At 64.9% G+C, this 21,233-nt stretch carries 18 protein-coding genes and 1 riboswitch; of the genes, 11 read left to right on the top strand and 7 right to left on the bottom strand.

The genetic code is table 11. From position 1 onward, the window contains the following. Positions 1-66 precede the first annotated feature (66 nt). A riboswitch (glycine riboswitch) is annotated at positions 67-173 on the bottom strand. 179 nt (positions 174-352) lie between these two features. The 3 genes from alaS to P6U24_RS26705 all read left to right on the top strand — a co-directional run bounded on the left by alaS (position 353) and on the right by P6U24_RS26705 (position 5,705). Continuing rightward, a complete protein-coding gene (gene alaS / locus P6U24_RS26715; RefSeq protein ID WP_407155440.1) occupies positions 353-3,022 on the top strand; it encodes an alanine--tRNA ligase in 2,670 nt (889 codons plus the stop codon). Positions 3,023-3,234: 212 nt separating this feature from the next. Then, positions 3,235-4,467: a cyclic nucleotide-gated ion channel gene (locus P6U24_RS26710; RefSeq protein ID WP_407155439.1), complete on the top strand. Its 1,233-nt coding sequence runs from the start codon at positions 3,235-3,237 to the stop codon at positions 4,465-4,467. A gap of 1,085 nt (positions 4,468-5,552) precedes the next feature. Continuing rightward, positions 5,553-5,705 carry a hypothetical protein gene (locus tag P6U24_RS26705; protein WP_407155438.1) on the top strand — a complete coding sequence of 51 codons (153 nt, stop codon included), beginning with the start codon at positions 5,553-5,555 and terminating at the stop codon, positions 5,703-5,705. 118 nt (positions 5,706-5,823) lie between these two features. On the opposite strand, the gene P6U24_RS26700 is transcribed toward P6U24_RS26705, so the two are convergent. The 3 genes from P6U24_RS26700 to P6U24_RS26690 all read right to left on the bottom strand — a co-directional run bounded on the left by P6U24_RS26700 (position 5,824) and on the right by P6U24_RS26690 (position 8,432). Further along, positions 5,824-6,033: a hypothetical protein gene (locus tag P6U24_RS26700; RefSeq protein ID WP_407155437.1), complete on the bottom strand. Its 210-nt coding sequence runs from the start codon at positions 6,031-6,033 to the stop codon at positions 5,824-5,826. Continuing rightward, the gene (locus P6U24_RS26695; RefSeq protein ID WP_407155436.1) at positions 6,030-6,194 is read right to left on the bottom strand and encodes a hypothetical protein; all 165 of its coding nucleotides are present in this window, start codon (positions 6,192-6,194) and stop codon (positions 6,030-6,032) included. The genes P6U24_RS26700 and P6U24_RS26695 overlap by 4 nt, the downstream gene beginning before the upstream one ends. Positions 6,195-6,617: 423 nt before the next feature. Continuing rightward, positions 6,618-8,432, bottom strand: a complete 1,815-nt coding sequence (locus tag P6U24_RS26690) for a chloride channel protein (RefSeq protein ID WP_407155435.1) — start codon at positions 8,430-8,432, stop codon at positions 6,618-6,620. A 188-nt stretch (positions 8,433-8,620) separates the two neighbouring features. Here P6U24_RS26690 and P6U24_RS26685 point away from each other — a divergent pair, with 188 nt between their 5' ends. From P6U24_RS26685 to P6U24_RS26675, 3 genes are all read left to right on the top strand, one after another. Beyond that, positions 8,621-9,085, top strand: coding sequence for a MarR family winged helix-turn-helix transcriptional regulator (locus P6U24_RS26685; protein WP_407155434.1), 465 nt, complete (start codon positions 8,621-8,623; stop codon positions 9,083-9,085). 310 nt (positions 9,086-9,395) lie between these two features. Next, complete coding sequence (locus tag P6U24_RS26680; protein ID WP_407155433.1) at positions 9,396-9,605, top strand: cold-shock protein; 210 nt, start codon at positions 9,396-9,398, stop codon at positions 9,603-9,605. 251 nt (positions 9,606-9,856) lie between these two features. After that, entirely contained in the window at positions 9,857-10,858 is a 1,002-nt protein-coding gene (locus tag P6U24_RS26675; RefSeq protein ID WP_407160594.1) for a fatty acid desaturase, read from the top strand. A gap of 243 nt (positions 10,859-11,101) precedes the next feature. On the opposite strand, the gene ilvD is transcribed toward P6U24_RS26675, so the two are convergent. The 3 genes from ilvD to P6U24_RS26660 all read right to left on the bottom strand — a co-directional run bounded on the left by ilvD (position 11,102) and on the right by P6U24_RS26660 (position 15,060). Next, the gene (gene ilvD, locus P6U24_RS26670; RefSeq protein WP_407155432.1) at positions 11,102-12,943 is read right to left on the bottom strand and encodes a dihydroxy-acid dehydratase; all 1,842 of its coding nucleotides are present in this window, start codon (positions 12,941-12,943) and stop codon (positions 11,102-11,104) included. Between the two features lie 296 nt (positions 12,944-13,239). Next, complete coding sequence (locus tag P6U24_RS26665) at positions 13,240-13,740, bottom strand: DUF3455 domain-containing protein (protein WP_407155431.1); 501 nt, start codon at positions 13,738-13,740, stop codon at positions 13,240-13,242. Between the two features lie 105 nt (positions 13,741-13,845). Further along, positions 13,846-15,060, bottom strand: a complete 1,215-nt coding sequence (locus P6U24_RS26660; protein ID WP_407155430.1) for an NADP-dependent isocitrate dehydrogenase — start codon at positions 15,058-15,060, stop codon at positions 13,846-13,848. Positions 15,061-15,354: 294 nt separating this feature from the next. Between P6U24_RS26660 and P6U24_RS26655 the strand changes: the two genes are divergently transcribed. From P6U24_RS26655 to P6U24_RS26645, 3 genes are all read left to right on the top strand, one after another. Further along, positions 15,355-16,554, top strand: a complete 1,200-nt coding sequence (locus tag P6U24_RS26655; protein ID WP_407155429.1) for a TrmJ/YjtD family RNA methyltransferase — start codon at positions 15,355-15,357, stop codon at positions 16,552-16,554. Positions 16,555-16,859: 305 nt separating this feature from the next. Continuing rightward, positions 16,860-17,984, top strand: a complete 1,125-nt coding sequence (locus P6U24_RS26650; RefSeq protein ID WP_407160593.1) for a DUF2336 domain-containing protein — start codon at positions 16,860-16,862, stop codon at positions 17,982-17,984. 27 nt (positions 17,985-18,011) lie between these two features. After that, on the top strand, positions 18,012-18,230 hold the full coding sequence (locus P6U24_RS26645) for a hypothetical protein (RefSeq protein WP_407155428.1): 219 nt from the start codon (positions 18,012-18,014) through the stop codon (positions 18,228-18,230). Positions 18,231-18,601: 371 nt separating this feature from the next. Here P6U24_RS26645 and P6U24_RS26640 read toward each other — a convergent pair whose 3' ends face one another. Next, entirely contained in the window at positions 18,602-19,273 is a 672-nt protein-coding gene (locus P6U24_RS26640) for a TetR/AcrR family transcriptional regulator (protein WP_407155427.1), read from the bottom strand. A gap of 244 nt (positions 19,274-19,517) precedes the next feature. On the opposite strand from P6U24_RS26640, the gene P6U24_RS26635 reads away from it, so the two are divergent. Together P6U24_RS26635 and P6U24_RS26630 are read left to right on the top strand one after the other, a co-directional pair. After that, complete coding sequence (locus tag P6U24_RS26635) at positions 19,518-20,060, top strand: OsmC family protein (protein WP_407155426.1); 543 nt, start codon at positions 19,518-19,520, stop codon at positions 20,058-20,060. Positions 20,061-20,089: 29 nt separating this feature from the next. Beyond that, the gene (locus tag P6U24_RS26630) at positions 20,090-21,211 is read left to right on the top strand and encodes an acyl-CoA dehydrogenase family protein (RefSeq protein WP_407155425.1); all 1,122 of its coding nucleotides are present in this window, start codon (positions 20,090-20,092) and stop codon (positions 21,209-21,211) included. The last annotated feature ends 22 nt before the right edge of the window (positions 21,212-21,233 follow it).

Genomic DNA, 21,233 nt, shown 5'->3' with positions numbered 1-21,233 from the left:
GAGTATTATCCCGTCGGCGGACGCTACTCCGGGCCAAGCCCGCCAGCGCCTCTTTCCAGATGTCGTTCCAGCCGCGTGGTCCTTTTGCCTGAGAGTTTCCGGGGCGGTTGCTCCTTCGGCGCCGGCCTTCCCGCAAAGCTGCGAAAAGGCCGATCTCTCCCGACGCGGCGGTCGTGATGAAGGGAGAAAACACGAGGTGACGTGAACTGTCAACGCGCGCGCGGCCCTATCAACCAGCTTTAAAAGCCCCGCAGCAACCCCATGATCTCTCTGCACAGTTTCTGGACACGCAAGCCCAGCCTCGTCTAAAAGCGTTCGGCCCAATTCCGCGCTAATTTTCGATTGGATTGCTATGAGCGGCGTCAACGAGATCAGGTCGACCTTCCTCAATTTCTTCGCCGAGAACGGCCACGAGATCGTGCCGTCCTCGCCGCTCGTGCCGCGCAACGACCCCACGCTGATGTTCACCAATGCCGGCATGGTGCAGTTCAAGAACGTCTTCACCGGCGTCGAGAAGCGGCCCTACAGCCGCGCCACCACCTCGCAGAAATGCGTCCGTGCGGGTGGCAAGCACAACGACCTCGACAATGTCGGCTACACCGCGCGTCATCACACTTTCTTCGAGATGCTCGGCAACTTCTCGTTCGGCGACTACTTCAAGGAGAACGCCATCGAGCTCGCCTGGAGGCTGGTCACGAAGGAGTTCGGCCTGCCGAAGGACAAGCTGACCGCCACCGTCTATATCGACGACGACGAGGCGTTCGGGCTCTGGAAGAAGATCGCCGGCCTGCCGGAATCGCGCATCATCCGCATCGCCGGCTCGGACAATTTCTGGCAGATGGGCGACACCGGCCCCTGCGGCCCGTGCTCGGAGATCTTCTACGACCATGGCGACAAGATCTGGGGCGGCCCGCCGGGCTCGCCGGAGGCGGACGGCGACCGCTTCATCGAGATCTGGAACCTCGTGTTCATGCAGTACGAGCAGCATGAGGGCGGCAGCCGCACCAATTTGCCGAAGCCGTCGATCGACACCGGCGCGGGTCTCGAGCGCGTCGCCGCCGTGCTGCAGGGCAAGCACGACAATTACGACATCGACCTGTTCGTCGCGCTGATCCGCGCCATCGCCGACCTCACCAATGCCGACCCGCAAGGGCCGCAGAAGGCGTCGCTCCGCGTCATCGCCGACCACCTTCGCGCCTCGTCCTTCCTGATTTCCGACGGCGTGCTGCCGTCCAACGAAGGCCGCGGCTATGTGCTGCGCCGGATCATGCGCCGCGCCATGCGCCACGCGCAGCTGCTCGGCGCCCGCGAACCGCTGATGCACCGCCTGGTTGGCGCGCTGGTGCGCGAGATGGGCGCAGCCTATCCGGAACTCACCCGCGCCGAGAGCCTGATCAAGGAGACCTTGCGCCTGGAGGAGACCCGCTTCCGCAAGACGCTGGAGCGCGGGCTTGCCATTCTGGACGAGAAGGCGGCCGGGCTGAAGCAGGGCGACATGTTCGACGGCGACACTGCGTTTACGCTCTACGACACCTATGGCTTCCCGCTGGATCTCACGCAGGACGCGCTGAAGTCTCGCGGCATCAGCGTCGACCAGGCCTCCTTTACGGATGCGATGGAACGGCAGCGCGCCAAAGCCCGCGCCGCCTGGGCCGGTTCGGGCGAGGCCGCGACCGAGAGCGTCTGGTTCCCGCTGCGCGAGAAGCTGGGCGCCACCGAATTCCTTGGCTACGAGACCGAAACCGCGGAAGGCGCCGTGACCGCCCTGGTCAAGGACGGCGCTGAGGTCGAGACCCTGAAGGCGGGTGACACCGGCGCGATCGTGCTGAACCAGACCCCGTTCTATGGCGAATCCGGCGGCCAGGTCGGCGACACCGGCGTGCTCACCGGCGACGGCATCCGGTTCAAGGTCACCGATACCCAGAAGAAGGCCGGCGATCTCTTCGTGCATCTGGGCCAAGTGGAGCAGGGCACGCTCAAGGTCGGCAGCGCGCTGCAGCTCGAGGTCGATCACGGCAGGCGTAGCGCGATCCGCTCCAACCATTCGGCAACGCATCTTCTGCACGAGGCGCTGCGCCAGGTGCTCGGCGATCACATCGCCCAGCGCGGCTCGCTGGTCTCGCCGGACCGGCTGCGCTTCGACTTCGCCCATCCGAAGCCGATCACGGCCGAGGAGCTTGCCCGCGTCGAGGACATCGCCAACGACGTCGTGCTGGAGAACGCCGAAGTGACCACGCGGCTGATGGCGCTCGACGATGCCCGCGAGGCCGGCGCGCGGGCGCTGTTCGGCGAGAAATATGGCGACGAGGTCCGCGTGGTGTCGATGGGCAATGCCGCGCGCGACCATGGCAGCAATGCGATGGGCTGGTCGGTCGAGCTCTGCGGCGGCACCCACGTCAAGCGCACCGGCGATATCGGCCTGATCTCGGTGACCTCCGAGAGCGCAGTGGCCTCCGGCGTGCGCCGCATCGAGGCGCTGACCGGTCGCGGCGCGCGCGCTTTCGTCAACCACAATCTCGCGCTGGCGAAGACTGCTGCGAACGAGCTGCGTACCACGGTCGAGGACGTGCCGGCCCGCATCACGGCGCTGCTCGAGGAGCGCAAGAAGCTCGAGCGCGAGCTGTCGGACGCGCGCAAGAAGCTGGCGATGGGCGGCGGCGCAGGTGCCGGCGGCGCTGACTCCGGCATCCGCGAGGTCGCCGGGGTCAAGCTGATGGCGCGCGCGGTCGCGGGCGTCGAGATGAAGGATCTCAAGAGCCTTGCGGACGAGGCCAAGAAGCAGGTCGGCTCGGGCGTCGTCGCAATCGTCGGCGTGTCCGCCGACGGCAAGGCCGGCGCGGTGGTCGGCGTCACCGCCGATCTCACCTCGCGCTTCAACGCGGTCGAGCTGGTGCGCGCAGCCTCCGAGGCGCTGGGCGGCAAGGGCGGCGGCGGCCGTCCCGACATGGCTCAGGCCGGCGGCCCCGACGGCACGAAGGCCGATGCCGCGCTGGCCGCGATCGAGAAGGCGATGGCTGGCTAGGCCGCCCCCTAGCAATACGTGGCGGCGCATTCCCGGGCTGCCTTCACCTCTCCCGCTTGCGGGGGAGGTCGGATCGCATCGAAGATGCGATCCGGGTGGGGGCATTGCTGACGCTAACAGCCGATTCGGAGCGCGCCCCCACCCCAGCCCTCCCCCGCAAGCGGGAGAGGGAGCATACCTCCGCTGCCGCGACGATTTATGGAGTCGGGACCTTGGGGAACAATGCCGGGGACATAAGGCCCAGAACGGATCTGCGCGATCGGCTGTATGAGCTGCTGGAGCACGATCATCTGCCGCTGTCGGTCGGCTCGCGCTTCGTGCGCATGATCGTCATCGTGATCGTCGCCGACGTGCTCTCGCTGATCCTCGCCTCAGTGCCGGAGCTGGACGCCCGCTTCGGACCGGTCTTCACCAGCATCCAGGTGATGGCCGACATCGTCTTCGGACTCGAATATCTTGCCCGGCTGTGGAGCGTTGCCGGCCACGGCCCGCGCAAGGTGTCGCCGCTGCGCGACCGGCTCGACTACGTTTTCTCCGCGCTCGGCATCATCGATCTCTGCGCCTTTCTGCCGGCCGTGATCGTGCTGGTGGTCGGCGACCACGCGACCTTGGCGGTGCTCGGCGTGCTGCCGTTCTTTAAGCTGATCCGCTATTCGCCGGCGATGCGCTCGCTGCTGGCGGCGATCCAGGCAGAGCGCCGCGCGCTGGTCGGCTGCCTCGTCATCCTCACCGGCGCGGTGCTCTTGTTCGCCTCACTGCTCTATGCGGCCGAGCGCGACGTGCAGCCGGACAGGTTCGGCACCATCCCGCAGGCGATGTGGTGGGCGATCGTCACGCTCGGCACCGTCGGCTATGGCGACGTCGTGCCGGTGACGCCGCTCGGCAAGATCATCACGGTGTTCGCGATCGTCGCCGGATTTGCCATGATCGCGCTGCCCGTCGCGATCATCTCCACCGCGTTCGCCGACGAAATCAAGCGGCGCGACTTTGTCGTCACCTGGGGCATGCTGGCGCGGGTGCCGCTGTTCGCGCATCTGTCCGCCGGCGAGATCGCCGACATCATGCGGCTCTTGCGGGCGCGCACCATCGAGGCGCATGAGGTGCTGGTGCGGCGTGGCGACACGGCGTCCTCAATGTACTTCATCACCGCCGGCGAGGTCGAGATCGAGCTGCCCGCGCAGCATGTGCGGCTCGCCGATGGCGCCTTCTTCGGCGAGATCGCGCTGCTGCATCGAACCAAGCGCTCCGGCACCGTGACAGCGCTGCGCAAGACGCGCCTGCTCGTGCTCGATGCGCAGGATTTCCACGCGCTGATCGAGCGCATGCCCGCGCTCGCCGCGCATGTGAAGAAGACCGCCAAGGCTCGGCTCGCCGAGCTCGGCGGCGATCTCGCAGCGGCAGAGATTGCGGAGGGTGTGCCGCATGATGATCAGCCAGGCGGGTAGGGCGGTGTCTCCGTGCGCTCGCTGCACCCTCTTCCCTTGTGAGAGCTTTGCATAATGGGCGAAAACGAGAACGATGTTCTGCTAACGAATCTCGTCGGTTCTCGTTTCGATTCCGATGCATTCGGTTTCGTTCCGAATTGTGCAAAACCCTCCTTGTGGGAGAGGGTGGCGCGCGAAGCGCGGCGGGTGAGGGGTCTCGCGGAGACAGACCTCTCACCCGGCGCAGGGAAGGCCGGGGGCCGATCGCACCCATGGTCCGCGTGCAGCAAAAAAGCACGCGGCAGAACCACAGGAGCCGGATCATCCGGCCTTCCCTGCGCGAGTGGCTTTACGGCTTATACGTACTCTCCCCGGGGACCGGCGTTCTTGCCCCCGTTTGCGACAATGCGCGTTCCGCGCATTGCGCAGGCCTCAGCACCGGGAGGCCAGGACCACACGATTTCGCCGTCCGCGCCATGTCGTTCGTCCGCATGTGAAACACACGCTGCGCCATGCCGCGGCCATCGCATTCCCTGTCCAACGTTCGTGACGACGCGTACGTCCCTCATCCGGACCGGAACGCGCGCAGCATACGCTTGATTTGCTGATTTTCAGAAGCGATTTATTTTTCGCGGTAGGGCTTGACCTTCAGAGGCGCATTGAAAGAACTGACGAAATGAGCGTTTGCGCGCAGCAGCCGCAGGGGCGATCGCATATGGCGAACAGGCAGCAGCATCGCTAGCCGTCGCGTTCAAGCTGTCGAACGGCGGACGCGCCTCATCGCTCGCCCGCTTTTGGCACGACTGATTAGTTCGCGCAGCGACGGCGGGGGCTCGACCAGCCGGCCGGTCATTCGTTACCGATTGCACATGTGATGATCACTTCGTTTCTCGGATCGAGAGAGGACCGTTCAAAGACCGACTGCGGGTTGAGTTGAAAAGTCGAAGGGCTCCGACAGCTCGTTACATTTCGCCTAAAAAACGACGCGATGCTCGGGCCGCCTGGAGCTGTTGTTATTGCGCCAGTCGGACTTGCACCGGAGCGTTCGCGTCGCCGGTGTGCATCACAGCCCTTCTGTTTTGTAACGAGTACAAGGGACCGTCCAAATGACCACTCTTACTGCTGTTTTTTCTCGTGCGTCCGGGATCAACCTGAATGCAAAGCTTCTCCAAACCGCTGCTATGATCGCCGGCGCGGGTGTCGTCGCTTGGCTGCTTTATTCCAGCTATGGGCTAGACCTGAGCTACGCCTTTTTCTGATACAGATCATCGCCAGCCATCGGACGCGCGCGGGGCCCAGTTCTAGGCCGGCGATAAGGCTGGTGTCTTCCAGCAACGTAGGACGGGTTGAATCGTACGCCTGCGCTCAACCCGCCTACTAAACGCCCCTGCCATCTTGTTTGCCGACCACGCAGCGCCACGCCGCGAGGCGCTCGGCGGGGTGCTGCTTCATCCACTCGGCAAGCTGCGGTGCGCCCATCAAGCAGGATTGCATCGAGACGTCTGCGAAGTCCGAGGTGGTGACGATCTGCTCGCGGCAGTTGGCCGGGGCGGAGAGGCTGCAGAGCACGGCGATGATCTTGATCACGACAGCAGAACCTCGTCTCGACGAGAGGCATCTGCCTTGTCCTGCTGCCCGCCGAGCGAAGAGGCCGGCGGAAAGATGCTGTCATAGATCGCGCGGGCTTCCCGAATGAGACGGATTCGCTCGCGCTCGGCTTTCGGAATGAATTGAATGATCTCGGCCATTGTTCGCTCCGGACTCTCAGCGACGGACTTATGTCCCGATTAGATTATGATCATAATGCAATGTCTTATGTGGGACCTCGGCGTCGAGTTGGAAGCTCTGCAGACGGTAACGATGGAACAAGAACTTGTGATCGGGCTGGTTAGCGTTTCGTGGATGAGCCGCTAGAGGAAGTGGCGTCCACGGGAACGCCGGGCCGCAACGTCACTCGATCGCTAGTCGATGCGTGTCCGCCTTCGGCCCTTTCGGCCGCGGTGGACAAGCCGCTCGGACATGCCGGAGACAGCTTCTAAGGTCGTCATTGCGAGCGAAGCGAAGCAATCCAGACTTGTCTTCGATACTGGAAGTACTGGATTGCTTCGCTTCGCTCGCAATGACGATGCTGACCTACTTCTCAACAATTGTTAGGTCCGTCGTCGCACTGCTCAGGCCAACCCCTCAACGTGCTCGCTCTCGTGCGGTGCCGTCTCTCTTGATTGCCCGAAATAGGCGATGCGCGTCTCCTCGCTGGCGCGGGCGGTGCGGCGGATCTGCAAGAGGTCCTTGCGCGAGACCAGGCCGACCAGGCGCATGGTGCCGGGCTCGACCACCGGCACGCGCCCGATGCCTTCCACGGCCATGCGATCGGCAAGCCGCGCGACCGGCTCGTCGGGAAAGCCGACGACGAGCGCTTCGTCAGACAGGCGATCGGCGAGCGTGTCGTCGCCGCGGCCGCGCGTCTCCGTGCGCCATTGCAGAACATCGCCGCGGCTCGCCATGCCGACGATGCGCCCGTCGGTCCCGCGAACGGGATAGGATTTGTGGCGCGGCTCCTCGGCCGAAAAGAAATCGATGGCCTCGTCGAGACGCATGCTCGACGGCAGGGTGTCGACCTCGGTCACCATCACCTCGCGAACGCGCAGCAGCTCGAACGGATCGATGCTGTATTCGCGCGTGATGTGCTGGCCGCGCCGGGCGATCTTCTCGGTCAGGATCGATCGCTTCAGCATCAGCACGGTGACCGCATAGGCCGCGCCGGTCGCGATCAGGAGCGGCAGCAGCAGGCCGAAATTGCCGGTCAGTTCGACGGCGAACAGCACGCCGGTGAGCGGCGATCGCATCGTGCCGCCCATCATCGCCGCCATGCCGAGCAGGGCCCAGGCGCCGGTATCGCCAGCCAGATACTGGCCCTCTAGCCAGCCGAGGCAGCCGCCGAAGATCAGGAGCGGCGCCAGCACGCCGCCGGAGGTGCCGGACGCCAAGGCCACGATCCAGATCACCGACTTGACGACGAGGATGAGCGCGACCTCGCGTGCGCCGATATGGCTGCCGAGCAGATCGGCGATGATGTCATATCCGACGCCGAGCGCGCGCGGCGCGATGAGGCCGCCGAGCCCGACGACGAGGCCGCCGAGCGCCGGCCACCACATCCAGTGGATCGGCAGCGTGCCGAACAGGTCTTCCGCCTTGTAGAGAAGCCCGGTCAGGAGGCCCGACAGCAGGCCTCCCATGATGCCGACGCCGATACAGCTTGCCAGCACCAATGGCGAGAAGGGCAGCGCGCCGGAGAAGGGAAAGAGGACGCCGGAGCCGAGCACAAAGGGACGCAGCGCGGCGGCCAGCACGCAGGCGGTGATGACCGGGATGAGGCTGCGCGGCTTCCATTCGAACAACAACAGCTCGACCGCGAGCAGCACCGCCGCGATCGGCGTGCCGAAGATGGCGGTCATGCCCGAGACCGCGCCCGCGACCAGCAGCGTCTTGCGCTCGGCCGCGCTGAGGCTGAAGCATTGCGCGAACAGCGAGCCGATCGCACCGCCCGTCATGATGATCGGGCCTTCGGCGCCGAACGGGCCGCCCGATCCGATCGAGATTGCCGAGGACAAGGGCTTGAGCACCGCGAGCTTGGGCGACATCCGGCTTTGGCCGATCAGGATCGCCTCGATCGCCTCGGGAATGCCGTGGCCGCGAATCTTCTCCGATCCGAAGCGGGCCATCAGCCCGATCAGAACGCCGCCGAGCGCCGGCGCCAGCACGGTCCAGAGGCCCGGCTTGGTGGCGCCGAGCTGGATCGTCTCGAAGCTGATGCGCTGCAGCCAGAACAGATTGGTCGCGAGCGCAATGGCCTGCAACAGCAGCCAGGCCGCCGCAACGCCGCCCGCACCGACGAACAGCGCCATCGCGACCAGAACGAGGACGCGGCGGTCGGTGCTGAAATCTCCCAAGCGCGCGTGGGCGAGGGCGGACGGCAGGGAATTCACGAAAATCTCCTGGAGCCAGGCTTGATGCGTTGCGACGTGAGGCGGTGCGAAATACATCGTGTCACGATATATTGCAAGGCAGCGAGCAAAAGCGGATAGGATGGCAGCCATCCGCTCTGCGCAACGGGCACCTTTCCCTTCGCCGGCGTTGATCGGAATCCGGCCTGAGCTGACGATATGGAGCCCGCATGACCGCACGACGCGCCAAGGCGCTTCCACGACCTGCCATCGATGTTGCAAGGCCGTTTCGTGACGCCGACTACGCGGCGCTGGCACAATTCCGCTACGAGCTGCGCAAGTTTCTCGCCTTCAGCGAGAGCGCAGCGCGCAAGGAGGGGCTCACGCCGCACCAGCACCAGGCGCTGCTCGCCATCAAGGGGTTCTCACAGAACCATCCGCTCTCGGTCGGCGAGTTGGCCAAATATCTGCTGATCCAGAATCACTCCGCGGTCGAGCTGGTCGACCGCATGGAGCGGCTTGGCCTGCTCCAGCGCGCTGCCGATCCGCATGACGGCCGCCGTATGCTGGTCCGGCTTTCGTCAGAGGGCGAGCGGCGTTTGAAACGGCTATCGAAGGCGCATCTGGAGGAATTGAGCGCGGCGGACAACTCTCTGTTCGACCCCCTGGCGCATTTCCGTAGCGTGCGGGAGTGACTCCGCATTGCCTGCAACGTCTCCGTAATTTCCCTGCGTGTGGCCGTAGAATCACCGCTCCAGGCGGACATCGACCAACGACTCCTTGACGTCACGCCCTTTCGCGCCCATATGTCGGTCATCGACACGTTTATCGACAAGTTTATCGACCCTTGGCCGAACGAACTGGGCCGCTTCGCCTTGTCAACGACAGGCGCGCACGTTTCAGACCCCTTCTCCAAAATCGATCAACCGACAAAAGGCGCCGATCACTTTGATCCGTCGGCGCCGACGAGTCTGACGTGCGAATTGTCAGTGAAAGGACATCCAAGTGAATACAGGAATCGTGAAGTGGTTTAACGGCCAAAAGGGTTTTGGCTTCATCGAGCTCACCGGCGGCGGCAATGACGTCTTCGTTCATATCAGCGCCGTCGAGCGCGCCGGCCTGAGCACCCTGAACGAGGGCCAGAAGGTCAGCTTCGATATCGTCGCGGACCGCCGCACCGGCAAATCCGCCGCCGAAAATCTGCGCGCCGCCTGAGCGATTGCGCACTTAGCCATATTGCTTTGACCACGGATGTACCGGCAGAGCTCATGGTTGCCTTAAATCCCGCGGCCGATCCTTCGGCACGCGGGATTTCTGTTAGGTGCAATCGCATCGGCGCAGTGGAGGGGATCTTGCCGCTCAACAAATCAACGGCGACCGCCGATGCGCCGGCGGGGGCGCGACAAACGTCGCAAGCAGCGGGCGTCGGACACAACTCGGGTCTGGCGACCGAGGCGCGGCGCTGGATGCGCATTCTCGCTCACTATCGCACGCCAGATCCGGTGCGCAGCATCGCCGAACTGGCGATCACGGCGCTGCCGCTGGTGGCATTGTGGACGGCAGCCTGGTTCAGCTTCTCTCTTGGTCACGCCTGGGCATCCCTGCTGATCGCAATTCCGGCTGCAGGCTTCCTGGTGCGGCTGTTCCTGATCCAGCACGATTGCGGACATGGCACCTTCTTCACCGGCCGTTTCGCAAACGACTGGGTCGGCCGCGTCATCGGCGTGCTGACGCTAACGCCCTATGACTGGTGGCGCCGCACGCACGCAATCCATCATGCTTCCACCGGCAACCTCGATCAGCGCGGCATCGGCGACATCGATACGCTGACGGTCCGCGAATATCTGGCCCGCTCGCGGTGGGGCCGTCTGGGATACCGGCTCTATCGCCATCCGCTGGTCATGTTCGTGCTCGGTCCGGCCTATCTGTTCTTCCTGCAGCACCGTCTCCCGGTCGGCCTGATGCGCCACGGATGGCAGCCCTGGGTCAGCACAATGGCGACCAATGTCGCCATCGCGCTGGTCGTCGTCGCGCTGACGTGGCTGATCGGCATCAAGGCGTTCCTGGTCGTGCATCTGCCGATCATGCTGCTCGCCGCCATCGCAGGCGTCTGGCTGTTCTATGTGCAGCATCAGTTCGAGCAGACCGTATGGGAGCGCGACGAGCGCTGGAGCCTGCATGACGCGGCGCTCTATGGCAGCTCGCACTACGATCTGCCGGGATGGCTGCGCTGGCTCACCGCCAATATCGGCATCCATCACATCCACCATCTCTGCAGCCGGATTCCCTATTACCGGCTGTCGCGCGTGCTGCGCGACCATCCGGAGCTGCGCGAGGTCGGCCGCATCACGCTGCCGCAGAGCTTGCGCTGTGTCAGGCTCGTGCTGTGGGACGAAACCCAGCGCCGCCTAGTGTCGTTTCGCGACATCCGAGCCGGGGCTGCAGCGGCACGGTTCGCCGCGCCATAGCGATAGTTGCTCATCGCGCACGTAAGAAGTACCGGCAAAGCGGTACACTGACCTCGGGCGAAACTGCGCTCCCTCTCCCGCTTGCGGGGGAGGGCTGGGGTGGGGGGCGAGGCAGGCGCGCGCGGAATGAAATTCCCCCACCCGCATCGCATCTTCGATGCGATGCGACCTCCCCCGCAAGCGGGAGAGGTGGAGCACACCCGTGGATAAACCGGTCTAAACCGACGACGTGCGCTGAGCCCCTCAATCCTTCACCACGCGCACCGCGCCCTTGGCGGCGCTGCTTGCGAACGCGGCGTAGGCTTTCAGCGCGGTCGAGACTTTGCGCGCGCGCTTTTGCGGCTTCCAGGCCTCTCCGCCCTTGGCCTCCATCACCGCGCGGCGATGCGCCAGCGTCTCGTCGTCGACGGCCAGATGGATGGTGCGGCTCGGAATGTCGATCTCGATGCGGTCGCCGTCCTGCACGAGGCCGATCAGGCCGCCTTCGGCAGCTTCCGGCGAGACGTGGCCGATCGACAGGCCCGATGACCCGCCGGAGAAGCGGCCATCAGTGATCAGCGCGCAGGCCTTGCCGAGGCCTTTCGATTTCAGATAGCTGGTCGGGTACAGCATCTCCTGCATGCCCGGGCCGCCGCGCGGGCCTTCATAGATCACCACGACGATGTCGCCGGGCTTGATCTTGTTGGTGAGGATCGCTTCCACCGTCGCGTCCTGGCTTTCGAACACGCGTGCGGGCCCTGAGAATTTGAGGATGCTGGCGTCGACCCCGGCGGTCTTCACGATGCAGCCATCGAGTGCGATGTTGCCGTAGAGCACCCCGAGCCCACCGTCCTTGGAGTAGGCGTGCTCGATGTCGCGGATGCAGCCCTTCTCGCGGTCGAGATCGAGCTCCTGATAGCGGCGGTCCTGGCTGAAGGCGACTTGCGTCGGCACGCCGCCGGGCGCGGCCATGTAGAAATTTTTCACGCTCTCGCTTGTGGTGCGGCGGATATCCCAGCGCTCCAACGCAGCAGCGAGCGAGGCCGAATGCACACTCGGCAGCTCCGTGTGCAACAGGCCGGCGCGGGCCAGCTCGCCCAGGATCGCCATCACGCCGCCGGCGCGATGCACGTCCTCCATGTGCACGTCGGCGACTGCCGGCGCGACCTTGCACAGCACCGGCACCTTGCGCGAGAGCCGGTCGATGTCGGCCATCGTGAATGGCACGTCGCCCTCATGCGCGGCCGCCAGCAGATGCAGCACGGTGTTGGTCGAGCCGCCCATCGCGATGTCCATGCTCATCGCGTTCTCGAAGGCCTTGAAATTGGCGATCGAACGCGGCAGCACCGATGCGTCGTCCTGCTCGTAATAGCGGCGGGCGAGATCGACGATCAGATGGCCGGCCTCGACGAACAGACCCTTGCGGTCGGCGTGCGTTGCCAGCACCGAGCCGTTGCCGGGCAGCGACAGGCCGAGTGCCTCGGTCAGGCAGTTCATCGAGTTCGCGGTGAACATGCCCGAGCAGGAGCCGCAGGTCGGGCATGCCGAGCGCTCCATCACCTCGACCTCGGCATCCGACACCTTGTCATCGGCCGCCGTGACCATCGCGTCGATCAGGTCGACCTTGCGCAGCTTGCCCTGGATGTCGACCTTGCCAGCCTCCATCGGGCCGCCGGAGACGAACACGGCGGGGATGTTGAGCCGCATGGCCGCCATCAGCATGCCTGGCGTGATCTTGTCGCAGTTGGAGATGCAGACCATGGCGTCGGCGCAATGCGCATTGACCATGTATTCGACGCTGTCGGCGATCAGCTCGCGCGAGGGCAGGCTGTAAAGCATGCCGTCATGGCCCATCGCGATGCCGTCGTCGACCGCGATCGTGTTCATCTCCTTGGCGACGCCGCCGGCCTTCTCGATCTCGCGCGCCACCAGCTGGCCGAGGTCCTTCAGGTGCACATGGCCGGGCACGAACTGGGTGAACGAGTTGACCACCGCGATGATCGGCTTGCCGAAGTCCTCGTTGCTCATGCCGGTGGCGCGCCACAGGCCGCGGGCGCCGGCCATGTTGCGGCCATGGGTGGAGGTTCGAGAGCGGTAGGCGGGCATGGCGGTTCCTCAAAGCGGCAATGTTGGTCCGGCTCCCGGGGAACCCGGGAGGGCGATCCGGGACGGATGGCGATCGAGCGAAATCGGCCGAAGGGATACCGCGAAGTGCTTGAATATTCGACCCTAAATTTCGGAAGGCCAGCGATGCCCGCGGACGGCCGATGGCCGCGCGTCACATCAGCTGTCGTCCGGCCTCGCGTCGGGACCCATACGCACCGGCATCAATGTTGCGATGACTGGCAACTGCAACCATTCAACCGACGCGGCCTCCGGGACGCCAGCGGAGAAATGAGGCCTCACTCCTTGCGCAGGAACACGTAATCGGCCGAATAGGCCACGCTCTTGAGCGCACCTGCGGTGTCGCAATCGCCCGAGAGCTGGCCGCCTTTGGTGTTGAGCCGCTGGATGGTCATGACGGCGCCGAGCGCGCCGGTGCCCTTGTGCGCCACCGCATTGAGCTTCAGCCAGGCGATGTCGTTGTCGCTTGCGCCGACCGCGGTGCCGACCACATGGCCGGTGACCATGCTGCCGTCCTCATGCTCCCAGCGGGGTCCGGCATAGTGCCGGCCGACGGTCTTGCCGTCCTGGATCAAGGTCGCGATCGGTTCGCGGAACGCCCAGGCCAGCTTGCCGCCGTCGCCGGCCTTGCATTCATAGATCTGCGCGCCTTCGGCGTGAAGGGTCAGCACGGCGTGCTCGCCCGCGGCGACCAGCGCATCGGGGATCGCGGGCTCGGCCCGCGCACCGCAGATCGAAGCAACCAGGAGCAGAGCGGGGAAGGCGGTCGTTGCACGCATGATCGGTACCCATACACCTTATGATGCCGGAAACGAAAGAGCCGCGCAGGTAGCGCGGCTCTTGTGATGTTCAAACCCCAGTCGGGCGGAAACGCGGACGAAGCTTTAGGCCGCCATCGCCTTGGTGAGATTCTCTGCAATCTTGTCCAGGAAGCCGGTGGTCGAGAGCCAGCGCTGGTCGGCGCCCACCAGCAGCGCGAGGTCCTTGGTCATGTAGCCGGCCTCGACGGTGTCGACGCAGACCTTCTCGAGCGTGGCGGCGAACTTGGCGAGCTCCTCGTTGTTGTCGAGCTTGGCACGATGCGACAGGCCGCGGGTCCAGGCGAAGATCGAGGCGATCGAGTTGGTCGAGGTCTCCTTGCCCTTCTGGTGCTCGCGGTAGTGACGGGTGACGGTGCCGTGGGCGGCTTCGGCTTCGACCGTGTTGCCGTCCGGCGTCATCAGCACCGAGGTCATCAAGCCCAGCGAGCCGTAGCCCTGCGCCACCGTATCGGACTGCACGTCGCCGTCATAGTTCTTGCAGGCCCAGACATAGCCGCCCGACCACTTCAGCGCCGCCGCGACCATGTCATCGATCAGGCGGTGCTCATAGGTGATCTTCTTGGCCTCGAACTTGTCCTTGAACTCCTTGTCGAACACCTCCTGGAAGAGGTCCTTGAAGCGGCCGTCATAGACCTTCAGAATCGTGTTCTTGGTCGACAGATAGACCGAGTAGTTGCGCGCCAGGCCCATGTTGAAGGAGGCGCGGGCGAAATCGACGATGGAGTCGTCGAGATTGTACATCTGCATCGAGACGCCGGCGCCGGGCGCCTTGAACACCTCGCGCTCGATCACGGTGCCGTCCTCGCCGACGAACTTCATCGACAGCGTACCCTTGCCCGGGAACTTGATGTCGGTGGCGCGGTACTGGTCGCCATAGGCATGGCGGCCGATGATGATCGGCTTGGTCCAGCCCGGCACCAGGCGCGGCACGTTCTTGCAGATGATCGGCTCGCGGAACACGACGCCGCCCAGGATGTTGCGGATGGTGCCGTTCGGCGACTTCCACATCTCCTTGAGGCCGAATTCCTTCACCCGCGCTTCGTCCGGGGTGATGGTGGCGCATTTGACGCCGACGCCGACCTTCTTGATCGCGTTCGCCGCATCGATCGTGACCTGGTCGTTGGTCTTGTCGCGGTGCTCCATCCCGAGGTCGTAATATTGCAGCTCGACGTCAAGGAAGGGATTGATCAGCTTGTCCTTGATGTACTGCCAGATGATCCGGGTCATCTCGTCGCCGTCGAGCTCGACGATCGGGTTGGTCACCTTGATTTTTGCCATGGTCGATAGGGCCTCTCGGGGAACGGCGCGCCTTTATAAAGGGGCGGGTGGAAAATCAGGCCGCGTCATAGCACCGTCGCACCGCGGGAGGAAGCCGAGCCGTTATGCGGCCGGTGCCGATTTTGGCAGCCAGCCCGGCGCTGGCTGCGGGGCGGCGCCGCAGTTTCGGATAAGTCGTAAAATCGGCCGCTAAGCTCATATTTTGCTTGAGAAATTCATCTAATCGGGCCAACGGGGGCGCGGCGGCAAGCGCCACGCGACCGAGCCCCCGAACCTGAGCAAGAAGGACTGATCGTGTCGGGCACCGACAAGACCAAGAGCGGACTTTCCATTGATGGTCCCGTCGTCATCCTGGTCGAGCCACAGCTCGGCGAGAACATCGGCATGGCGGCCCGCGCGATGGGCAATTTCGCGCTTGCCGAGCTGCGGCTGGTCAACCCGCGCGACGGCTGGCCGAATATCGCAGCCCAGCGGGCGGCGGCCGGCGCCGACCACATCATCGAGAAGGTCGCGCTATTTGCGACGCTGGAGGAGGCTGTCGCCGATCTCGACCTCCTGTTTGCCACCACCGCCCGCGCCCATGACCAGGCCAAGCCGGTGATGAGCCCGGAGGCGGCTGCGCAGGAGATCCGCGGTCATGTCACCGGCGGTGGCCGCGCCGGCATCCTGTTCGGCCGCGAGCGGGCAGGGCTCACCAACGAGGAAGTGGCGCGCGCCAACCGCATCATCACCTATCCGGTCAATCCGGGTTTCGCCTCGCTGAACCTCGCGCAGGCCGTGCTGCTGATGGGCTATGAATGGTTCAAGCTGGCGACATCAGGCGCGCTGCCATTCGCGATGCCGGAGCGCTCGGAGCGCGCCTCGCAGGAGCAGATGGAGGCGTTCTTCGAGACGCTGGTGCGCGAGCTCGACCGGGTCGAATTCCTGCGGCCTGCCGAGAAGCGCGACACCATGCTGGTGAACCTGCGCAACATCTTCTTCCGGATGGAGCCGACCAAGCAGGACATGCACACGCTGCACGGCGTGATCACGGCGATCGCCGAAGGCAAGAAGGGGCCCGCCAAGGGCGGCGTGCTCGACAGCGAGCAGGCGACACGGCTGCGCGCGCTGCTCGCCGAGCAGGGGCAGGTGGCAAGCTTGCCGGATTCCTCCGGCTCGCTACGCGGACTGGCGCGGCTGCTGCGGCGTAACCCGACCGATGCCGAGCGCATGCTCTGGCACGCGCTGACCCGCGACCGCCGCTTCGCCGGCCAGTTCAAGCGGCAGACGCCGGTCGGCCGCCAGATCCCGGATTTCGTCTCCTTCGTGCACCGGCTGGCGATCGAGCTCGTCAACAAAGAGGAGAGCGAGGCGGTCGTTGCCGACCGCGCCGCGCGCCGCGCCTGGCTCGAAAGCCGCGACTATCGTGTTGCAGATATCAAGGTCGCCGATATCGAGACCGACCTGGAGACGGAGCTGGCCCGCCTGCAGGCGATCATCGCGGAAGCGAAGTAGCTGGCGCAATTAGGTACGGTCGCGACTCCACACGGCCGTCATGCCCGCGAAAGCGGGCATCCAGTACGCCGCGGCCTCTCGGTTGATCGCGAATGTCTCGGAATACTGGATCGCCCGGTCGAGCCGGGCGATGACGACGGAGTTTGCTGCCACGCTGAACGGTAAAGGAGAGCCGAACGGATTGCTGCGCAATTTAACGAAAAGTCAGGACAAAATGCCTGCACGCCAATTTACGGAAAGCTCGCGTTCGAGTGGTACTCATGCGGCATTCCGAAATCCTTGTTGCGGGCGACGGCTTTTCCATGATGAGCGAAACCAAATCGGTGCTGCAGGACCTGGACGATGCGATTGCGCGGGGCACCGCCGAGAGCCGCGCCCGGGCGCTGTGGCACGCCACGGATCTTTTGATCGCCGGGCGCTATTGCGAGGACGAGATCAAAACCTTCGGCGACGTGATCGGCCGCCTGGCGGACGAGATCGAGACGGTCGCCCGTGCGCAATTGTCGGACCGGCTTGCCAGAATCGAATATGCGCCGGCGAGCGTGATCCGCAAGCTTGCCTTCGATGACGAGATCGAGGTGGCCGGCCCGGTGCTGCGCGAATCCGATCGGCTCGATGACGACGCGCTGATCGAGAATGCCTCGACCAAGAGCCAGGATCATTTGCTCGCGATCGCCTCGCGCCGGAGCTTAAGCGAGGCCGTGACCGACGTGCTGGCCTCGCGCGGCAATCGCGACGTTGCCCAGGCGGTCGCCCGCAACGAGGGCGCGCGCTTCTCCGGCGCGGGCTTCCTGCACATGGTGAAGCGGGCCGAGAACGATTCGATCCTGGCCGAGAATCTTGGGCTGCGCCGCGACATCCCACGGCATCTGTTTCAGCAGCTGATCGCCAAGGCCTCCGACGATGCCAAGAAGCGCATTGCCGGCGAGCGCCCGGAAATGCTTCAGGAGATCCAGAGGTCGGTCGCGAACGTCGCCGGCGAGCTGCAATCGAAGTTCGGTCCCGGCTCGCGCAACTACTTCGTTGCCAAGCGCACGGTGTCGATCCAGCACCGGCTCGGCAATCTGCACGAGAGCAGCATCGCCGGCTATGCCGTTGCGCATAAGATCGAGGAGGTGACGATCGGCATGTCGCTTCTCTCTGGCCTGCCGGTCGATGTGATCGAGCGCGCGCTGTTCGACCGCAGCCGCGAGTTGCTGCTGATGCTGGCCAAGGCGCTCGGCTTCTGCTGGGACACTACCATGGCGCTGCTCTTCCTCGGCGCCCGCGAGCACCGCATCACCGCCGGCGAGCTGCGCGACCTCGAGCGCGACTACGCGCGGCTCAACGCGCAGACCTCGCGCAGCGTGCTCGAGTTCTATCAGTCGCGAAAGAAACCGGGTGTCGCTACTAGCGATGCCTCGCGCGAGTCTGAGCTGCAGACGCATTGAGATCGATCGGGGGAACGAGGTGGTCAAATGAACAGCATGAGCTCCCATTTCGTTGCCCGCGAACGATTGACCGCTCCGCTCGCCGACAAGTCCGCGGTGGATACGGCCTGGTTGGTGCTGGAGGCCGCCCTCGACCTCGGCGACGAGCTTGCGGTCGCGGCCTGCCGCCGCGTCATCGATGCCAGCCTGACGGGCGCTGTGCCTGCGCCGGACGATTTGCACCTCGTGCTGGATTATTTCCGCTGATTCAGCGAGGGGCGGGGCAACTGCTCAAAACCTTGCCCATCATTGCGAGGCGCAACGCGCCGAAGCAATCCAGGGCTCAGCGCAAGGGCTGGATTGCTTGCGCCGTCGCCCTTCGGGCTATGGCGGACGCGTCGCGGAGCCTGTCATCGGGCCGCGCTTCGCGCGGACCCGTTGGCTCGCAATGACGCTGATGAGGCATGATCGCGACTACACACGCGGCCGTCATGCCCCGCGAAGGCGGGGCATCTAGTACGCCGCGGCCTCTCGATTGATCACAGCGGCCTCTCGATTGATCACAAATGTCTCGGAGTACTGGATCGCCCGCCTTCGCGGGCGATGACAGTGGGGATTGCAGCGAAAGCAAACCCCATTCACGCTGCGAACTGATCGTCCGCCTTGGCACGCTTCGGCGCTTTCTGCTTCGCAGGTCCGAACAGTGCACTCGCTGCCAGTCCTGCAGTATCCGCGACGTCGGGATTGCGCGACACCATCGCCGCCACGATGGCGCCATCGATCAACAGCGCGAGCTGATGCGAAAAGCTTTCCGGGTCGGTGGCGCCCATTTCGGCGGCGAGCTTCTCGATATGCGCTAGCACCACTTTCTTGTGGCGCAGCGCGATGGTGCGGAACTGCTTCTGGTCCTTGTCGTGCTCGGCGACCGCGTTGATGAAGGGACAGCCGTAGAAGCGTTCCTCGCCGAACCAGCGCTTCAGCGCCGGGAAGATGCGCGCCAGCTTGGCCTCCGCGTCACCGCCGCCTGACTCCATTTCGCCGATGAACCACTCGCGCCATTGCCGTCCCTCGCTCTCCAGCACGGCGTGAACGAGGGCCGTCTTCGAGCCGAATAATTTGTACAGCGTGGTCTTGGCGGTGCCGGCCTCGCTGATGATCGCATCGATGCCGGTGGCGTTGATGCCGTTCTTGCAGAACAGATGCGTCGCCGCGCTCAGCAGGCGGCCGCGCGCCGACTCGTCATCGACGATAACGGCGCTCTTCGCGCTCGCTCGCTTCTTCGTTTGTTTGCCCGCAGCTGACTTGCCCATGTCGGCAAGCTTAAGCGGAGCGCACGCGATTCAGCAAGCCGCATCTGGCGCGATCGTGCTGCGCTCGTTTTCATCGCTCTTGCTGCCTGATTGCATCCGGCTTGAGCAGGCCGCCGCTGCCCGCTTTTGCGGCACGGCCTACTAACCAGCGAAGACCGTTCGGCTTTTATTTTTCGTACCTCCTGGCACGCTTCGTGCAGGAAACAGACCGTTCGGTATCCTCGACTCCAGGGAGACAAAAGAGATGACCGCAGTGGTTCAGAAGACGGCACTCACAGGCTGCCTCGCGCCCATCGACAAAGGCGGATTGGAGCAGCTCATCGCGAGTGGCAAGGCCAATCCCAAGGTCATCAAGACCCTGAAGTGCAAGACCGTGGCCGAGGGCAAATTCCGCCACGCCAACTACATCCGGAACCTGCCGCCTTACATCGTCGACGAGCCGCCGGGGCTGCTCGGCGACGACACCGCGCCCAATCCGTCGGAGGCTTCGCTTGCCGCGCTCGGCTCCTGTCTCGCGGTCGGCCTGCATGCCAACGCCGTGCATCGCGGCTGGATCGTCAACAAGCTCGAGCTGGAGCTGGAGGGCGATCTCAACATCACGGCGGTGTGGGGCACGGGGGACGTGTCCGAGAAGCCGGTCGGCTTCACCGATGTGCGCGTCAAGGTCGACATGGAGTGCCGGGGCATCTCGCCGGAGGAAATCCAGGCGCTGGTCGCGCATGTGAAGAAGTGGTCGCCGGTCGCCAACACCTTCACCCGTCCCGTCAATCTCGAGGTCGGCATCTGATCCGAAGCGGCAAGATAGCGGAGGGCGCGATGGGTTCACTGGCATCGAAGCTGGCGATTGATGATGCGGGCCTTGCGCCTGCGCCGTCGATCGTGGACGACGTCGCGGCGATCGCGCGCAAGGACCTCGCGCCGCTTGCTGCCGCGATCGACGCCGGCGACATCTATCCGGCCGAACTGCTCCGGCGTCTGGGCGAGGCCGGCGCCTGGGGCAGCCACGTGCCGCAGGACGGCGTGGCCGATCTCAGTTGCGCCATCGAGACGATCTCGGCGCTCGGCGAGGTCTGCGGCGCGACGGCGTTCATGGCCTGGTGCCAGAACACGCTGGCCTGGTATGTCGCCAACTCCGACAATCTGGCGCTGGTGGACCGTCTGCTCGCCGATGTCGCATCGGGCCGCGTGCTCGGCGGCACCGGGCTGTCCAATCCGATGAAGAGCTTCTTCGGCATCGAGAAGCTCAAGCTGAAAGGGCGAAAGGTCGAGGGCGGCTATGTCGTGCGCGGCGCGCTGCCCTGGGTCTCCAACCTTGGGCCGGATCATCTGTTCGGCACCATCTTCGAGCGAGAGGATGCGCCCGGCGAGATCGTGATGTTCATCGCCGATTGCGCCGATTCGGCGGTGACCTTGCAGCCGTGCCAGCCGTTCCTGGCAATGGACGGCACCGGCACCTACGGCGTGCAGTTTCGCGACCTGTTCGTGCCGGATGAGCTGATCCTGGCCGATCCGGCCGGGCCGTTCGTGAAGAAGATCCGCGCCGGCTTCATCCTGCTGCAGGCGGGCATGGCGCTCGGTCTGATCCGCGACTGCATCAAGATCATGCAGGAAGTTGCGAGCCCGCTCGGCCACGTCAACCGCTATCTGCCGCAGCAGCCGGTCGACTTTGGCGAGCTCGCCTCCGAGCTTGCGCGCGAGACGGCGACGCTCGCGCGCGATCCGTTCAATGCGGACGATACCTACTGGCGCAAGGTGGTCGCGTTGCGGCTGCGCGCCGGCGAAGCCAGCGTCGCGGCGGCCCATGCCGCGATGCTCCATTGCGGCGCCCGTGGCTACCTCAGGGGTCACCGCGCCGAGCGCAGGCTGCGCGAGGCCTATTTCGTCGCGATCGTCACGCCTGCCACCAAGCAGCTCCGCAAGATGCTCGCCGACGGCTGACGCCGGCGAGATCACCTGAAGC

Origin of the sequence: Bradyrhizobium sp. STM 3557, assembly GCF_045571465.1 — a bacterium.
Lineage (GTDB): Bacteria > Pseudomonadota > Alphaproteobacteria > Rhizobiales > Xanthobacteraceae > Bradyrhizobium.
The sequence above is the reverse complement of the archived record's forward strand: the minus strand, read 5'-3'. Positions and strand labels throughout refer to the sequence as shown.

What these genes read in the sequence shown, in the direction of transcription:
- P6U24_RS26640 (WP_407155427.1), bottom strand. Translation starts at nt 19,273, where the DNA reads ATGGGCAAGTCAGCTGCGGGCAAACAAACGAAGAAGCGAGCGAGCGCG.
- P6U24_RS26685 (WP_407155434.1), top strand. Translation starts at nt 8,621, where the DNA reads ATGACCGCACGACGCGCCAAGGCGCTTCCACGACCTGCCATCGATGTT.
- P6U24_RS26660 (WP_407155430.1), bottom strand. Translation starts at nt 15,060, where the DNA reads ATGGCAAAAATCAAGGTGACCAACCCGATCGTCGAGCTCGACGGCGAC.
- P6U24_RS26635 (WP_407155426.1), top strand. Translation starts at nt 19,518, where the DNA reads ATGACCGCAGTGGTTCAGAAGACGGCACTCACAGGCTGCCTCGCGCCC.
- P6U24_RS26645 (WP_407155428.1), top strand. Translation starts at nt 18,012, where the DNA reads ATGAACAGCATGAGCTCCCATTTCGTTGCCCGCGAACGATTGACCGCT.
- P6U24_RS26650 (WP_407160593.1), top strand. Translation starts at nt 16,860, where the DNA reads ATGAGCGAAACCAAATCGGTGCTGCAGGACCTGGACGATGCGATTGCG.
- alaS (WP_407155440.1), top strand. Translation starts at nt 353, where the DNA reads ATGAGCGGCGTCAACGAGATCAGGTCGACCTTCCTCAATTTCTTCGCC.
- ilvD (WP_407155432.1), bottom strand. Translation starts at nt 12,943, where the DNA reads ATGCCCGCCTACCGCTCTCGAACCTCCACCCATGGCCGCAACATGGCC.
- P6U24_RS26665 (WP_407155431.1), bottom strand. Translation starts at nt 13,740, where the DNA reads ATGCGTGCAACGACCGCCTTCCCCGCTCTGCTCCTGGTTGCTTCGATC.
- P6U24_RS26705 (WP_407155438.1), top strand. Translation starts at nt 5,553, where the DNA reads ATGACCACTCTTACTGCTGTTTTTTCTCGTGCGTCCGGGATCAACCTG.
- P6U24_RS26630 (WP_407155425.1), top strand. Translation starts at nt 20,090, where the DNA reads ATGGGTTCACTGGCATCGAAGCTGGCGATTGATGATGCGGGCCTTGCG.
- P6U24_RS26675 (WP_407160594.1), top strand. Translation starts at nt 9,857, where the DNA reads ATGCGCATTCTCGCTCACTATCGCACGCCAGATCCGGTGCGCAGCATC.
- P6U24_RS26695 (WP_407155436.1), bottom strand. Translation starts at nt 6,194, where the DNA reads ATGGCCGAGATCATTCAATTCATTCCGAAAGCCGAGCGCGAGCGAATC.